The following is a 17,687-nucleotide window of genomic DNA, read 5'->3' on the forward strand; positions in this document are numbered from 1 at the left end:
GAGGCTTCTTTCGCACAGCTATACCGATCCCGAAGCAAGGGGTCCGGCTAAGCGCCTACCCTTGACATGGCATTCCCATCGTTCATTCAAAGTTCCTTCATTCTAGGAGAAGCCGTTAATGCTGAGAGTGCGACAGAATCTGTACGTTATCCGGCGCCCAAGAAAATTCGGAGAAATTCATGCTTTGGGTCTATTAAGAGTCCCGATCAAGGCCGTTGAAATGGCCCGACCCAGAACTTGGCGGTTTTCCGGGACATTCATCATAGTCACATGGTCGCCTGGAATTGGCACGGCATGAATGGCCTCCGCACTTAAAATCCGGTCCCACCCCCGCAAAGGCGAACTTGCTTCTGGACCTAGCGAAGTTTTTCGAGAACGTGTCCGACGGCTAAGAGGCCGGTTCGCGTAGAATTGGTGTATCTCAACCGGAAGGGACGGAACTTGATACAAGGCCAGCGCCCGTTGGAACTGCGAGGCCCTTTCATACGTCAGAATGTCATTGCGGAGATCACGATCCAGAGGGATCGCCCCAATTCTCTGAGCCTTTTCAAGCAGTCGGGAAATTGAACTTTGTCCAGCGAAGCGGTCGAGGATTTCGAACTTCTCGTCATCTAATTCGAGAGATTCCAGCAGTACTTCTTGTATCATTTGGGTGGGTGATGTCCTTGATGCATTTGCAAATAAAACAACGTCAATTAGGCCGATGAAGGAAACAGCTTCGTTGAGCTTTAGTAGCTGCTGCGCAATTGCATAAGCCAAGATTCCTCCTGATGAGTATCCAGAGAACCGATATGGACCTCGCGGCTGGATCTCGCGAATCGCCATGCTAGCTTGCGAGGCGATCTCTTGAAGAGTTGGAAATTGAGCTGCACTGAATTGCGGCCATGGCAAACCGTAGACAGGACAGTCGACATCCATTTCTTGCGCCAAACTGGGGATATAGGAGCAATCGCCCAAACCTGTGGGAACAAAGAACAGCGGTGGCCGCGATCCGGCTTCTCGAGCACAAATCGCTCCCGAATAGCTGGGCTGTGGCGCCACATGAACTTTCGATGCAAATTCCTTCAGAACGGGGGCTTGGAAGAGGTCGGCGGCGCTGAAGTTGAGCCCGAGATCAACTGCGCCACTGAGCAGCTGCACCGCTAAGAGCGAGTGGCCGCCCAGTTCGAAGAAGTGGTCGTGGCGCCCGACCCGCGCGAGCCCCAGAAGCTCGGCCCAAAGCCCGGCCAGCGCCGTCTCGATCTCGCCCCGCGGCGGCTCGTACGTCCGACGCGCATACGCAGCATCTTCCGGCGCCGGCAGCGCCTTGCGATCCAGCTTGCCGTTCGGCGTCACGGGCAGCACCGCGAGTCGCACGAACGCCGCCGGCACCATGTAATCCGGCAGCCGCGCACTTAGGTGCGCGCGCAAGGTGCCGGCAAGGTCAGCGCCATCCAGCTCATCCGATTGAGCTTCGGGCGCACACACCACATAGCCAACGAGGTGCTTGTCGCCGCGGCCATCCTGTCGCGCCACCACCACCGCCTCGCTCACCCAGGCGTGCCCGCAAAGCCGCGCGGCGATCTCGCCCGGCTCGATGCGGGAGCCGCGGATCTTCACCTGGTCGTCGTTGCGGCCCAGGAACTCCAGATTGCCGTCCGGCAGATAACGCCCCAGGTCGCCGGTCCGGTACAGCCGATCGCCGTCCACAAAGGGACTGGCGATGAACCGCTCGGCTGTCAGCGTGGGGCGGTTCAGGTAGCCCCGCGCCACCCCCGCCCCGCCAATGTAAAGCTCGCCCACCGCCCCGAACGGCACGGGCGCGCCATGACCGTCCAGCAGGTACACCCGCGTGTTGGCAATCGGACGGCCGATCGGGACCACTGACCCATTAAAATCAGCCGGGCAATTCCAGACCGTCGCGCAGACAGTTGCTTCGGTCGGGCCATAAGCGTTGACAATTGCTGCCGAGGCCAGACTTCGGATGAGTTCAGCTTTCGGCAGTTCTCCAGCAAGAATGAGAACTTGCGAAGCCAAACATTCCAGCGTCTTGCTTGCCTGAAGCAAGGCTGGGGGTAACGTCGCATGGGTGATGTCTTCGCTTCGGAGATAATCCGATAGCTTGTTACTCGCTTGACGGATCTCGTCCGCAGGCAAGTGCAATGCGGCTCCAGAGCCAAACGCCATAAGAAGCTCCCAAGCGCTTGCATCAAACCCAACGGAGGCGAACTGCACCACCCGGCTTTTGGAAGAAGCGCCAAAAAGACCGACCTGAGCCAACACCAGATTGACCAATCCCCGATGCTCGACCATGACGCCCTTTGGGGTGCCGGTTGAGCCTGAGGTATAGATGACATAGGCGAGATGACGTGAGGTGAGGCCCAGCGCGCGCGGGTTCGGGTCCGAAGCCGGCCGTTCGGCCCAGGCCGGGGTGGCCATATCCAGATCGACCACGCCGACATCGGCCAGCGCCTCGGCGCCCAGCGCGGCGCGGCCGGATGCATCGCAAAGCAGCAGCCGCGGCGCCGCATCCTCGAGCACCTGCCGCAGCCGCGCGCTGGGATAGGCCGGGTCCAGCGGCAGATAGGCCCCTCCCGCCTTGAGGATCGCCAAGACTCCCACCACCATCGCCGGGCTGCGCTCCAGGCAGATCGCCACCGGCTGGTCCGGCTTGACCCCGAAGGCGATCAGATGATGCGCTAGGCGGTTGGCCCGCGCATTGAGCTCGCCATAGCTCAGGCGCTCGTCCTCGCAGACTACTGCCACCGCATCCGGCGCCTTTTGCACCTGTTGCTCGAACAGTTCGTGGATGCACCGCTGCGACGGATAGGCCGCCGCCGTCCGGTTCAGCTCCTCCAGCAGATAGCTGCGTTCGTCGGCCGGCAAGATGTCCAGCTCCCACACCGGTCTGTCGGAAGCCTGCTCCAATGCATCTGCCAGCTGCTCGAGCGCCCGCTGCATGTAGCCGCAGACCCGATCCGCAGAGATTGGCTCCGCCACCTGCGCCGTCAGGCCGAGCGCCTCGCCAAAATCCTCAACCGATAGCGTCAACGGATAATTGGTGCGCTCTTCCCCGCTCAGCCGTTCGATGCCGGCCAGGACATCATCCGTTCCAGAACCGGACTTGGCCGCCGGCGTGTTGTGGCGGTAGTTCAGCAGCGCGCTGAACAGCGGCGCCGGCGCCGCAACGCCGCTGCAGCGTTGCGCCAGCGCCAGCGAGGCATGCTCGTGCGCCAGCAGCTCAGAAAGCCGCGCATGCGTGGCCTGCACGCTCGCCTCGACCGCGGTCCCATCAAGATCAAGCCGCAGCGGCAGGGTATTGATGAACAGGCCCATCGCACGGTCGGCGCCCGCACCCGCATGCATGCGGCCAAACAGCACCGTGCCGAACACCACCTGCTCTCGGCCGCTGCTCAGCGCCACCACTTGCCCCCAGGCCAGATGGCACAGGCTCGCAAGGCTCACCCTGAGCCGCCGCGCCTGAGCGCGCAGCCGATCGTTGAGCGCCCGCGGAAGCATCCGATGCGCCTCGCCGATCCCGCTGCCGTCGCCATGCACCTCGCGAAGCCCGAACGGCAGCGTTGGCTCGTCAATGTCGCCCAGCATCTCCTGGAAGAACGCTTCATGCGCCTTGGCATTCATGCCAAGCCGCGCCTGCGCCACCAGATTGCGGAACGGCTGCGGTACGGCCAGTTCATAGGCCCGCCCTGCCAGCACGGCCCGCACCTCGGCATGCATCACTTCCAGCGTCGTGTGATCCCCTATCAGATGATGCAGCAACTCCAGCAGCAGCCAGCGCCCGCTGCCCGGCTCGCGCGCGATCACGAAGCGCATCAAGGGCGCCCGACCAAGATCGATGCGGTACTGACGCGGATCGAACCGCCGCTTCAGCTGCTCGTGACCGGAACCGCCATTCTCGTCCAGCTCGACCTCGAGCACATCCAAGGCCGCCTTGCGCCACACCACCTGCGCCGGGCTCGACAGACCCTCCCAGACAAAGGCCGTGCGCAGAATGTCGTGGCGATCCACCACCTCTTGAACCGCACCAAGATAGCCATCCAGCAGCCCACGCTTGGCAAACGCCATTTGACTGACCAGCAGATAGGGATCGCCCCGGCTGGCCAGAAGATGATGGAACAGAATGCCGTCCTGCAGCGGCGACAGGCCATAGATGTCCTGGATGTTGGCGACCCCGCCCGGCACCGTGGTGACGATCCGGTCGATCTCTTCCTGCGTCAGCTCGATGAGCGGCAGCATCCGCGGCATGATCGCCGTGCTGTGCTCGTCGATCAGGTTGGCGGGCACCGCCACCTCGCGCTGGCTGCCAAGGCTTGCGGCCAGATCGCAAAGCACCGGCCTGGCGAACAGGGTGCGCACCTCCACCCCGAGCGACAGCCGCCGCAGCCGCTCTATCAGCTGCACGGCCAGCAGTGAGTGGCCGCCCAGTTCGAAAAAGTGGTCGTGACGTCCGACCCGCTCCAGTCCCAGAAGCTCGGCCCAGATCCCGGCCAGCATCGTCTCGACCTCGCCGCGCGGCGCCTCATAGGCCGCCAGCGCATAGGCCTCATCGGCCGGCGCCGGCAGCGCCTTGCGGTCGAGCTTGCCGTTCACCGTCAGCGGCAGCGCCGCGATCGGCACGAACGCCGTCGGCACCATGTAGTCCGGCAGCCGCGCGCTCAGATGCGCGCGCAAGGCGCCGGCAAGCCCGCCTCCATCGCCCTCGTCCGAGCCGGCCTCGGGCGCGCAGACCACATAGGCAATAAGATGCTTGTCGCCGGCGCGGTTCTGGCGCGCCACCACCACCGCCTCGCGCACCCAGGCGCGCTCGCAAAGCCGCGCGGCGATCTCGCCCGGCTCGATGCGGAAGCCGCGGATCTTCACCTGGTCGTCGTTGCGGCCCAGGAACTCCAGATTGCCGTCCGGCAGATAACGCCCCAGGTCGCCGGTCCGGTACAGCCGATCGCCGTCCACAAACGGACTGGCGATGAACCGCTCGGCTGTCAGCTCGGGGCGGTTCAGGTAGCCCCGGGCCACCCCCGCCCCGCCGATGTAAAGCTCGCCCACCGCCCCGAACGGCACGGGCGCGCCATGACCGTCCAGCAGGTACACCCGCGTATTGGCAATCGGACGGCCGATCGGGACCACTGCCCCATCAAAATCAGCCGGGCAATTCCAGGCCGTCACGTCGATAGCAGCTTCGGTGGGACCATATAGATTGTGCAGACCAGTCCAAGGTAATACGCGCCGAACCTTCTGCGTAAGGGAGGCAGAAAGCGCCTCCCCACTACACACGAGACGCTGCAGGGATGTGCAGCGATCAACACCGTTCGTATCCATGAAGCTGACCAGCATGGATGGTACAAAGTGTGCAGTGGTGATGCGTTGGCTGATCATTAAGTTTACAAGCGCATCTGGGTCTTTGTGCGCACCAGGAAGCGCCAGCACCAGGGTCGCCCCTTCAAGCAACGTCCAGAAGAATTCCCAGGCCGAGACATCGAAGCCAAACGGGGTCTTCTGCAAGACGACATCAGCCGCATTGAGTGTATACGCTTTTTGCATCCAGATCAGGCGATTGATAATAGCCCGATGCTCATTCTGTACCCCTTTGGGCGTTCCGGTTGAGCCTGAGGTGTAGATGACATAGGCGAGATGGCGGGACGTGAGGCCAAGCGTGCGCGGGTCGGGGTCCGAAGCCGGCCGTTCGGCCCAGGTCGGCATGGCCATCTCCAGATCGACCGCCGTCACATCGGTCAGCACCTCGGGGCCGAGTGCTGCGCGTCCGGCGGCATCGCAAAGCAGCAGCCGCGGCGCGGCATCTTCGACAACCTGCCGCAGCCGCTCGCTGGGATAGACCAGGTCCAGCGGCAGATAGGCTCCGCCCGCCTTGAGGATTGCCAAGAGTCCCACCACCATCGCCAGGCTGCGCTCCAGGCAGATCGCCACCGGCTGGTCCGGCTTGACCCCGAGTGCGATCAGATGATGCGCCAGGTGGTTGGCCCGCGCATTGAGCTCGCCATAGCTCAGGCGCTCGTCCGCGCAGACCACCGCCACCGCATCCGGCGCCTTTTGCACCTGCGCCTCGAACAGCTCGTGGATGCACTGCTCCGACGGATAGGCCGCCGCCGTCCGGTTCAGCTCCTCCAGCAGATAGGTGCGCTCGTTGGCCGGCAGGATGTCGATGCGGCCGACCGGCTGGCCTGCATCGGCAGCCATCGCCCGCAGCAGCGCCAGCAGATAACCACGCTGCCGCTCGATCGTCGCCTGATCAAACAGCGCCGTGGCATAACCCAGTGTTCCAGCGATCTCCTCGCCATGCTCGCTAAGGCTCAGCTCCAGATCGAACTTGACCTGATCGAGCCCCTTCCCGGCAGCCTCCACACTCAGCCCCGGCAGGTCCAATGACCCCACCGCATTGTTCTCCCAGGCCAACATCACCTGCAACAACGGCGTGTGGTCAAGAGCCCGGGGCGGCTGCACGATCTCCACCACCTGCTCGAACGGCAGGTCCTGATGCTCCTGCGCAGCCAGCGCCGTGCGCCGCGTCCGCTCCAGAAGCTCCGACACGCTCGGCTCGCCCGACAAGTCCAGCCGAAGCGCCAGGGTGTTGACGAAGAAACCGATCAACTCTTCGATCTCGCGCCGGCCGCGATTGGCGCTCGGCACGCCGATCGCAAGGTCGTCCTGCCCCGACAGACGCGACAGCACCGCCGCCCAGCCCGCCAGCACCGTCATGAACAACGTCGTGCCATGCTGCCGGCTCAGCCGCTTCAAGTCCCGCGTCAGATCCGCATCGATGACAACAGGAACACTGGCCCCGGCAAACGACTGCTGGGCCGGCCGCGCACGGTCCGTCGGCAAGACAAGACGGGCCGTGCCTGACAGGGCGTTGCGCCAATACTTCGCCTGCTTCTGCAGCCGTTCCCCCGACAGCCACTGCCGTTGCCAGGCGGCATAATCCGGATACTGGATCGCCAGCGGCGGCAAAGGATCGTCCTGTCCAGCCTCGAACGCCCGGTAAAGCCGACTGAGTTCATGCACCAGCACGCCCATCGACCAGCCGTCCGAGACGATGTGATGCTGGGTCAGCAGGAAGACGTGTTCCTCATCCGACATCCGCACCAGACGCCCGCGGATCAGCGGCCCGCGCGCAAGATCAAACGGCGTGCGCTCCTCTTCATGGCACAGATCCAAAAGTGCCGCTTCCGCATCCGGCCTGTGCCGCAGATCGTGCTCAAGTACCGGCAGTCCCGCATCCGGCGGCAGGACCTCAACTCGGGGCTTGCCCTCCGGTGCGACAAAGATACTGCGCAGCGCCTCGTGACGGGCAAACAGACGGTCAAGGCTGCGCTGCCAGGCGCTGCGGTCGAGCGCCCCACGCAGCCGCAAGGCCAGCGGAATGTGATAGTGCGTGCTGCCTTCGTCCAGCTGCGCCAAAAACCATAGCCGCTGCTGCGCAAACGACAGCACAAGCGGCTCATGACGCGACACCGCCGCAATCGCCGGCAGGTCTTGGGGACCGGAGCGGCTCAACACCTCGACGATGCTTGCCGCCAGATCGGCCAGCACCGGCTTGGCAAACAGCGTCGACAGCGGCAGTTCAACCCCAACAGCCTGTGACAGCCGGCTCGACACCTGCACGGCCAGCAGTGAGTGGCCGCCCAGTTCGAAAAAGTGGTCGTGACGTCCGACCCGCTCCAGTCCCAGAAGCTCGGCCCAGATCCCGGCCAGCATCGTCTCGACCTCGCCGCGCGGCGCCTCATAGGCCGCCAGCGCATAGGCCGCATCGGCCGGCGCCGGCAGTGCCTTGCGGTCGAGCTTGCCGTTCACCGTCAGCGGCAGCGCCGCGATCGGCACGAACGCCGTCGGCACCATGTAGTCCGGCAGCCGCGCGCTCAGATGCGCGCGCAAGGCGCTGGCAAGCCCGCCTCCATCGCCCTCGTCCGAGCCGGCCTCGGGCGCGCAGACCACATAGGCAATAAGATGCTTGTCGCCGGCGCGGTTCTGGCGCGCCACCACCACCGCCTCGCGCACCCAGGCGTGCTCGCAAAGCCGCGCGGCGATCTCGCCCGGCTCGATGCGGAAGCCGCGGATCTTCACCTGGTCGTCATTGCGGCCCAGGAACTCCAGATTGCCGTCCGGCAGATAACGCCCCAGGTCGCCGGTCCGGTACAGCCGATCGCCGTCCACAAACGGACTGGCGATGAACCGCTCGGCTGTCAGCTCGGGGCGGTTCAGGTAGCCCCGGGCCACCCCCGCCCCGCCGATGTAAAGCTCGCCCACCGCCCCGAACGGCACGGGCGCGCCATGACCGTCCAGCAGGTACACCCGCGTGTTGGCAATCGGACGGCCGATCGGGACCACTGCCCCATCAAAATCAGCCGGGCAATTCCAGACAGTCGCGAAGGTCGTCGTCTCGGTCGGGCCGTAGCAGTGAATGAGACGTACGGGGCCTTCTTCTTTCAGCAATCTCAGAAATGAGCAAAGATCATTGCGCTCTCCTCCACAGAGGAGGTACTTCAGTTGCGCTAACGTCGGAGCAATCGATGATGTATATTGGTTGAATAATGCTGTTGTTAGAAAAAGTGACGTCACCTGGTGCTGTTCAAGCGCCCGGGCAAAACTGCGAGTATCTCTGATGGTGGCGGCATGCATTGCAACAATGCAACCACCGTTAAGCAGCGGTGCCCACACTTCGAATGTGCTTGCGTCGAAGGCGGGATTGCCAGCCCATGCCACACGATCGCCGGCATCGATCTTCGCATATCCACTGTTGATCACGAGCCGGTTGACGGCACGATGAGGAACAACAACTCCTTTGGGAAGGCCAGTGGAGCCGGAGGTGTACATTACGTAAGCGGCAGCCTCAGCACTCAACGCCAGACCAGGATCGGAACTGCATCCCGTTCCAACTATGAGCGGCTCAATAGCCAGAACAGGTATTGTCGCCTCAACCAGATCATCACCGTCAATGCGGCTAAGCACCATGCGTGCAGCACAATCGGCCATCAGCCATTCTTGTCGCGCAGATGGAAGGGCACGATCGACCGGCACATACACTCCGCCCGCCTTCAGGATCGCCAGCTGCGCCACCACAAGAGCGACGGAGCGGTCTAGCATTGTCGCAATGCGATCCCCCGGCTTGACCCCGAGTGCGATCAGATGATGCGCCAGGTGGTTGGCCCGCGCATTGAGCTCGCCATAGCTCAGGCGCTCGTCCGCGCAGACCACCGCCACCGCATCCGGCGCCTTTTGCACCTGCGCCTCGAACAGCTCGTGGATGCACTGCTCCGACGGATAGGCCGCCGCCGTCCGGTTCAGCTCCTCCAGCAGATAGGTGCGCTCGTTGGCCGGCAGGATGTCGATGCGGCCGACCGGCTGGCCTGCATCGGCAGCCATCGCCCGCAGCAGCGCCAGCAGATAACCACGCTGCCGCTCGATCGTCGCCTGATCAAACAGCGCCGTGGCATAACCCAGTGTTCCAGCGATCTCCTCGCCATGCTCGCTAAGGCTCAGCTCCAGATCGAACTTGACCTGATCGAGCCCCTTCCCGGCAGCCTCCACACTCAGCCCCGGCAGGTCCAATGACCCCACCGCATTGTTCTCCCAGGCCAACATCACCTGCAACAACGGCGTGTGGTCAAGAGCCCGGGGCGGCTGCACGATCTCCACCACCTGCTCGAACGGCAGGTCCTGATGCTCCTGCGCAGCCAGCGCCGTGCGCCGCGTCCGCTCCAGAAGCTCCGACACGCTCGGCTCGCCCGACAAGTCCAGCCGAAGCGCCAGGGTGTTGACGAAGAAACCGATCAACTCTTCGATCTCGCGCCGGCCGCGATTGGCGCTCGGCACGCCGATCGCAAGGTCGTCCTGCCCCGACAGACGCGACAGCACCGCCGCCCAGCCCGCCAGCACCGTCATGAACAACGTCGTGCCATGCTGCCGGCTCAGCCGCTTCAAGTCCCGCGTCAGATCCGCATCGATGACAACAGGAACACTGGCCCCGGCAAACGACTGCTGGGCCGGCCGCGCACGGTCCGTCGGCAAGACAAGACGGGCCGTGCCTGACAGGGCGTTGCGCCAATACTTCGCCTGCTTCTGCAGCCGTTCCCCCGACAGCCACTGCCGTTGCCAGGCGGCATAATCCGGATACTGGATCGCCAGCGGCGGCAAAGGATCGTCCTGTCCAGCCTCGAACGCCCGGTAAAGCCGACTGAGTTCATGCACCAGCACGCCCATCGACCAGCCGTCCGAGACGATGTGATGCTGGGTCAGCAGGAAGACGTGTTCCTCATCCGACATCCGCACCAGACGCCCGCGGATCAGCGGCCCGCGCGCAAGATCAAACGGCGTGCGCTCCTCTTCATGGCACAGATCCAAAAGTGCCGCTTCCGCATCCGGCCTGTGCCGCAGATCGTGCTCAAGTACCGGCAGTCCCGCATCCGGCGGCAGGACCTCAACTCGGGGCTTGCCCTCCGGTGCGACAAAGATACTGCGCAGCGCCTCGTGACGGGCAAACAGACGGTCAAGGCTGCGCTGCCAGGCGCTGCGGTCGAGCGCCCCACGCAGCCGCAAGGCCAGCGGAATGTGATAGTGCGTGCTGCCTTCGTCCAGCTGCGCCAAAAACCATAGCCGCTGCTGCGCAAACGACAGCACAAGCGGCTCATGACGCGACACCGCCGCAATCGCCGGCAGGTCTTGGGGACCGGAGCGGCTCAACACCTCGACGATGCTTGCCGCCAGATCGGCCAGCACCGGCTTGGCAAACAGCGTCGACAGCGGCAGTTCAACCCCAACAGCCTGTGACAGCCGGCTCGACACCTGCACGGCCAGCAGTGAGTGGCCGCCCAGTTCGAAAAAGTGGTCGTGACGTCCGACCCGCTCCAGTCCCAGAAGCTCGGCCCAGATCCCGGCCAGCATCGTCTCGACCTCGCCGCGCGGCGCCTCATAGGCCGCCAGCGCATAGGCCGCATCGGCCGGCGCCGGCAGTGCCTTGCGGTCGAGCTTGCCGTTCACCGTCAGCGGCAGCGCCGCGATCGGCACGAACGCCGTCGGCACCATGTAGTCCGGCAGCCGCGCGCTCAGATGCGCGCGCAAGGCGCTGGCAAGCCCGCCTCCATCGCCCTCGTCCGAGCCGGCCTCGGGCGCGCAGACCACATAGGCAATAAGATGCTTGTCGCCGGCGCGGTTCTGGCGCGCCACCACCACCGCCTCGCGCACCCAGGCGTGCTCGCAAAGCCGCGCGGCGATCTCGCCCGGCTCGATGCGGAAGCCGCGGATCTTCACCTGGTCGTCATTGCGGCCCAGGAACTCCAGATTGCCGTCCGGCAGATAACGCCCCAGGTCGCCGGTCCGGTACAGCCGATCGCCGTCCACAAACGGACTGGCGATGAACCGCTCGGCTGTCAGCTCGGGGCGGTTCAGGTAGCCCCGGGCCACCCCCGCCCCGCCGATGTAAAGCTCGCCTACCGCCCCGAACGGCACGGGCGCGCCATGACCGTCCAGCAGGTACACCCGCGTGTTGGCAATCGGACGGCCGACGGGAGGCAATTGGGGCCAAGATGATGGGTCAGCTGGAAGGTGGTGCTCGGCAATGACGCTGATTTCTGTGGACCCGTATTGATTGATCAATTTCGCCTTTGGATGTGCTTCGAAGAACGCCCTAAGCGGTAGAGTGGCCTGCAGTTGCTCACCCGCTGTATAAATTTCACTTAAATAGGGCAGCTGCACTTGCTGCGCGCTCCAGACCTCCGCAAAATGGTTCAATGCTACGAATGGGAGAAAAAGCCGCTCGATCGCCTCCCCCTCCACGAATTCAAGCAAGTCGGAGAAGTGCGTACGGGTCTCTTCCCGCACGAGCACGAGCAGTCCACCGTCCTTCCAACAAATGAACAATTCCTGGCAGGACACATCGAAGTTCAGGGTCGCGAATTGAAGTGTGCGCAGTTTTGACGTGCTAATCCCCGCAAGCGAATTCACAAGCGAGCCGTGGGACATTTCGACGCCCTTTGGGGTTCCGGTTGAGCCTGAGGTGTAGATGACATAGGCGAGATGGCGCGATGTGAGGCCGAGCGTGCGCGGCTCGGGATCGGAGACAGGCAGCGCGGCCCAGGGCGGAGTGGCAGTATTGAGGTCGACCACGCTGAGATCGGCCACAGCCTCGGCGCCGAGTGCGGAGCGGCCGGCTGCATCGCAAAGCAGCATTCGCGGCGCGGCATCGTCGACAATCTGCCGCAACCGTGCCGACGGATAGGCCGGATCCAGCGGCAGATAGGCGCCGCCCGCCTTCAGGATCGCCAAGACACCAACCACCATCGCGAGGCCGCGTTCCAGGCAGATCGCCACCGGCTGGTCCGGCTTGACCCCGAGCCCGATCAGATGATGCGCTAGCCGGTTGGCCCGCGCATTGAGTTCGCCATAGCTCAGTCTCTCGTTCTCATAGACCACCGCAACCGCCGCCGGTACCTTCTGCACCTGCGCCTCGAACAGCTCATGGATGCACCGCTCCGACGGATAAGGCGCCGCCGTCCGATTCAACTCCTCCAGTAGATACGTGCGCTCATCGGCCGGGAGAACGTTGATGCGGCCGACCGGCTGCCCCGCATCGGCCATCACACCATTTAACAAAGTTTGCAAATGTTGCGTCATGCCGTCGATCTGCTTCGGCGCTAATCGGCTGGCATCAAAATGCCAGCGGAAGCTCCCATCCGAAGCGCACTCAAAGGTCAGCAAATCGCCGCATAGGGCTGGGCCAGCTCTGTGGCTCGTCATTAGATCGTCAGCGAGGGAGCTGCTCTCTGTCCTGATTGTGATGCCAATCGGCCAGGGTCGTTTCGAGCGTAGCGCCTCCACATCTCGCAATGTCGGGCAGCGCGCGACAAGATCCCGGGCAAAGCTAGCGTGCGCCCTCAGCTGAGCGCATTCGGCCGCTACCGCTTTGCGCACTTCTTCAAAATCATCAGCAAGCTCAATGGTAACTTCCATCCGCACGACAGAGGAGATCAACACCTCCGCCGCTTTGGAGCCAGCTTGCGATCCATCCGATGCAGGCGTCCATCCCAGTTGAAACTCTGTTTCTCTCGTCATGCGGGCGAGATAGATCAGCCAAGCCGTTACCAAGTATTCCGTGCGATCATGTGGCGACAACTTAGCCAAAGCTCTTGCAATTAACCACGAACTCGACCGCCATCCGGGCGGCGCCGGAGCCACGGACGAAGACAGGAAAGGAGGATGCAATATTCTAAACTGCCCGAGCCGCTGTCGCCAAAAATCCTCCTGGGGCGCCAGCAATTCATGGCTCGCAGTTATGCTCCGCGCCTCATCTTCGCTCAAAATAGGAAGGCGATCACCTCCGTTGGCGATGGGCTTGTCATAGTCAGGCGGTTGGAGGTGCTGCCTCAACGCTCGGGCCGCCCGGCAGGTTGGAGGCTGTCGATTTTCACCCTCGAATGGGTCGATTGGTTCAACCACTGACAGCTCCTGGAGCTCATCACAAACAGTCCGCGGCCGAGCCGGACAACGCTACTACGCCATGCTGGAACAACCAGCCATGGCAGCATGAATTAAACCAATGGTCTCCGGCGGATGCTCAATATGCCGAGCCTGCCGGGTCGTTGAGGTTGTGGCGCTCGGTTCCGTTGAGGGGCGGGTTGAAGATACTGACGAGGATCAGGTCCTTGCCCCGACCACCGCGCAGAAGATGCTTGTCATGCTTGTCAAGCACATACATGTCGCCCTTGCGAATGGGGAAAACATTGCCGTCCATGTCCTCGACCTCGCCCTCTCCGGCGATGCAGTAGCAGGCTTCGAGATGATTACGGTATTGCAGAAGCGAGACGGTGTTAGCGCGCACTACGGTGTGGCAGATGCTAAAGCCCATGCTGTCCTTAGCCGTCAGGAGGCGGTGGCTAGTCCCATTGCCCCAATCAACGAAGTGATCGGTCGCTTCAACATCGTGCAGGCTACGCACAATCATAGCGTTTGATTCCAGGAATACGGGTTTAAGTCACTTTGTGGAAGCCGGAGGCCGTTGTTCTGACCTGGACGCACGGCTTCCGCGCGCTCCCGAAGCGGAAGGCAAGGTATGGTTATTTGGACCGGGCAGGCCGGCAAGAACCTGCCAATCCATGTCCTCCATCGCCCATACTGCCTCCGCATCCCAGTTCCAGCAGATTGATCTGGCGAACGTCGGCCGACGGCACATCGCTTCGGTCGTGGCGCGCGAGAGCTCTTTGGCTGACACCATTCGCCCCACTCCTGATACGGCGCCGTCCTGACCTCGCCGGGAAACCGCAGCCGAATTATGAGATGAGAGACTCGCCACGATGGCGCGCGCGGGGGATGCATCAGCATCAGGATCGATAAAGCGAGTTTCATCTGAACAGTGAGCCATTGTTATGGTCGCAGCGGGTCCCCCGTCTCAAGCAACCGGCGTGCCAACGACGTTCTGAAAACGTCCTGAAAAACAATGCGCCGCCTCTCGTCGCGCTAGCTGAATACGGCGTCCTGCCGTAGCGCTAGCAACATCGATGTCTTGAACAAGACACAGCTCAAAACAGGAGTACGAAGGGTCAATGGCGACGGCCGCTAAAAAGCGCAATCTCCCCGAGACCACCCTTGCCGGTCAGAATGCCATGGGATTTTCGAGTAGCTCGTCATCGAATGATAACATCCTACGATCGACGACATCACGCACGATGATGGTAAGCGATATTTTTTGTACACCTATGCAGTTGAGCGCGCGGATGGGATGAGGTGTCCACAATTAACGAGGTGGACACCATCGATGATCGCTGCAGACGAACCTTTGAGGCTTGAGACGCTCAGCGTGTTGCGGAACGGCCGTCGTCGCTACGATACGGCCAGCAACCAACGGCTGGTCGAAGCCTGAGCGCTACTGGCGGCAATCACTTCCCCATGGTCCAACGGCCAGACTGAAGGTCAGATGACGCGCCTCAAGCTCGTTCGACGTCAAACGTCAATTCATCAAGGAGCGTCCCTTCTCAACTCGCCCTCCCGTACGGTAGCGCTCCGCCACCGCGGCCAACACCTCGCGCCTAGCGCCCATGCTAATCCCGCTCGGCATCGGCGCCGCCGACCTAATTCGGTGACGCTGCCCCAGTCATCGGGGGAATTCGACGTGCGGCATTCTCCTGAGCAGGGATTCTCCACCCTGGCCATGCTTTGATCTTCGGCAAGGGCAATTACTCATCCTAGATGGGGCTGCGAATTGCGACACGGCCTGCATGATAGCCAATTGCGGCAGGAGCTTCATTGCGATTTCTAGGATGGTGGCGGTGACGTTCGTGGCCGGCTTCGGACAAGCCGATCATGTCATGATGCTGCGACTTAGTGATATCAGTGACCGCTGTCGTGCACCCTGTCAATCGATCAAGCCTTTGCACGTCGATAGCTCGCCGTGCCCGCAGCGATCATCGCGGACATTTCGCCGGACGACCTACGCTTTGACGCGCACGCCTTCCCGCAGCACCACGGCTCGGTCGTTGGTGCGTCAAAGCGTGAACGAAAGGCAGATTATTTATCTTTGCTCTTCCATAGCAAGCCTCAGAGCCTTCGGGATGCGCTGCGCTTTTCCGCTTGAGATAAACGCGACCCGGACGCGCGCCGAGACCAAGAGATCGTCCCCGCGCCTGCACTCCTGCAGCAAGCCAATCGACGCACCTCTCACCTCTTGCGCGACCGTGACAATGTCAAGAAGGTCGTCCAAGACTGCCGGTTTTAGAAAATCGATTGTCATCGAACGGACAACGAAGGCGAAGCCCGGGGCGTCGTTCTGCGTTTCCTCGAGCAGCGCTTGCTGATTGGTGCCGAGTAGGCGCCAGTAATTCGTTCTGCCACGCTCCATGAAACGCAGAAAATTCGCATGATAAACAATCTGGCCGGCGTCGGTATCTTCAAAGTAGATTCGCACCTGCATGCAGTGCCGTCCGTCGCGAATTTCGCCGTCAAGAGAGACTGTCACAGCGCGGTTCCCCCTATTGGGACCAATTGTCTTGCACAGGGGCGGTTTTCTGAGCAAGCGCTAGAATCCTGTGCTTGGCTCCAGCTGCCGAGAGCCGGCCGCCTGAATGCGGCAGGCACCGTGCTGCAGACATCGACCTCGAACGAAAGGCGCTGGGGCAGAACGAAGCGCCATTTCGAGCAGCCAGCAAAACAGCCCGGCTCCAACGACGATCTCTGCGTTAGAGACAATTCCGTCAACAATGTGCGTCAGCAAGGCCTGCTCCCCGCAGGTCGGGGGTTTCCGCGTCGAGATGGTTCATGAGCGATCCGGTCGGCGTCGACTCTGGGTGGTGCTTGCAGTCGTTGCAGTTGTCCTCCGACTATCGCCACGGCAAACAGGTAGAGCCAACCCTGGTAGAAATCGAACAGATGTGAGTTGAGCAGTGAACTCACGATGTTCTGCGCCACTGCTACAAGGCCTATCCAGGCGAGAACACCGCATTGCTGCCTGCTGAATGCGCCTCGAAACAATAGAAGATGAGCGCCCCACATGGCGTAGAGAACGAGGCATCCAACAATTCCCCACTGGATCGCTACCGCAAGCGTCTGATTGTGGGGATTATCGACCACTTTAGCCATGATGCCAGTTTGCCCGGCTGCCTCAGATTCAAAAAGCTCCTTTGTCGAACCGGTGCCGTGTCCCAGGATTGGTGCCGACCGAATAAAACCGATGGACTTGCGCCAGAATTCGAGGCGCTCCGCGCCGCCAGTCTCGGTCCCGTTGACAAACATGGTGTTGGTCTGGAACGCGTCGACTTCGCCCAGGAGCCGCGCGATCTTGACCTGAAGGTTGGGCGACATCGCCCATGCTCCGGCCGCGAGCATAGCAATCGCCGTTATGATCGCGAGAGAATACCACCCACGCGCATAGCGGATGATGACGAGCGCGAGCATGGCCGGCAGATAGATGAACGCGGTCCGCGCGATATTGACGAAAGCGAGATTAGCAAAGAATACGACCGATAGAGCGGCAAACAATATGGCTTGGCCTCGCTGCCGCTGTCGGACGGCTTCCACCGCAAGCGCCACGAAAACGACGGCGATGAACGCGAAGGCCTGCGTCTGATCTATGTAGTTCTTCAACGGCACGCCTGGAGCCTTCGCTCCGACAACGCTATAGATGTCCGGCGAGAGGAACACTAGGAATGAGAGCGCAAGCAGGAGGAGATTGGATACGACGTAAGCTGTGAATACCAATTTCACGCGGTGGGTATGCTGATAGTGCAGGAAGAGCGGGAGAAGGCAGATAAATTTCGAGACTTTTCCAAAGGCGTGTAGCCGATCCGCCCAGGGGATGCCGTGAGCCCAAGCCGCGCCGACAGCCGCCAGGGCAAGGAGCATGGCGGGAAGCGCCAAAGCAGGACGCTTCAGCTGGGCGATCATCTCTTGCGCCGAATAGGTGCTCGCAATCGCGAGGCAAATGAGAAACCCGAGCGCCGCGGTTGCCGTTGTTGACCATGGAAATACGAGGGCTAATGCCACAATAGAAGCATCTATCATCCCGATCCGGAGGTCTCTTGCACCCGGCTCATTCCCGGTACCCGTGATCAGACGGACCAGATTGGGCCAGCCATTCCAACGATTAATGAAGAGACCTTTCCGAGAAGCAGGAGATATGGTCTCGGGCACCGTTACTGCCATTCTCGCGAACTCCATTTTCGGGCTTGCTGGAAATCCACCCACACGACCCT

The 17,687-nt window shown here is 62.2% G+C and carries 5 protein-coding genes; 1 reads left to right on the forward strand and 4 read right to left on the reverse strand.

Going from position 1 to position 17,687, the window contains the following annotated elements; translation table 11 throughout:
* Nucleotides 1–177: 177 nt before the first annotated feature.
* Nucleotides 178–12,705: an amino acid adenylation domain-containing protein gene (locus ACVWW6_RS01675; RefSeq protein ID WP_456680003.1), complete on the reverse strand. Its 12,528-nt coding sequence runs from the start codon at nt 12,703–12,705 to the stop codon at nt 178–180.
* 498 nt (nt 12,706–13,203) lie between these two features.
* Here ACVWW6_RS01675 and ACVWW6_RS01680 point away from each other — a divergent pair, with 498 nt between their 5' ends.
* Nucleotides 13,204–13,446 (forward strand): hypothetical protein, encoded by a 243-nt coding sequence (locus tag ACVWW6_RS01680; RefSeq protein ID WP_456680004.1) that lies wholly within the window; start codon nt 13,204–13,206, stop codon nt 13,444–13,446.
* A 115-nt stretch (nt 13,447–13,561) separates the two neighbouring features.
* Here ACVWW6_RS01680 and ACVWW6_RS01685 read toward each other — a convergent pair whose 3' ends face one another.
* The 3 genes from ACVWW6_RS01685 to ACVWW6_RS01695 form a co-directional block, all read right to left on the reverse strand.
* Complete coding sequence (locus ACVWW6_RS01685; RefSeq protein ID WP_271565773.1) at nt 13,562–13,948, reverse strand: ectoine synthase; 387 nt, start codon at nt 13,946–13,948, stop codon at nt 13,562–13,564.
* A 1,563-nt stretch (nt 13,949–15,511) separates the two neighbouring features.
* Entirely contained in the window at nt 15,512–15,955 is a 444-nt protein-coding gene (ybgC, locus tag ACVWW6_RS01690; RefSeq protein WP_456680005.1) for a tol-pal system-associated acyl-CoA thioesterase, read from the reverse strand.
* Between the two features lie 248 nt (nt 15,956–16,203).
* Complete coding sequence (locus ACVWW6_RS01695) at nt 16,204–17,637, reverse strand: O-antigen ligase family protein (RefSeq protein ID WP_456680006.1); 1,434 nt, start codon at nt 17,635–17,637, stop codon at nt 16,204–16,206.
* Between the last annotated feature and the right edge of the window lie 50 nt (nt 17,638–17,687).

Source organism: Bradyrhizobium sp. USDA 3311 (assembly GCF_054062495.1).

Coding starts and splice junctions, on each gene's coding strand:
- ACVWW6_RS01680 (WP_456680004.1), top strand. CDS start 13,204: ATGCAATATTCTAAACTGCCCGAGCCGCTGTCGCCAAAAATCCTCCTG.
- ACVWW6_RS01685 (WP_271565773.1), bottom strand. CDS start 13,948: ATGATTGTGCGTAGCCTGCACGATGTTGAAGCGACCGATCACTTCGTT.
- ACVWW6_RS01695 (WP_456680006.1), bottom strand. CDS start 17,637: ATGGCAGTAACGGTGCCCGAGACCATATCTCCTGCTTCTCGGAAAGGT.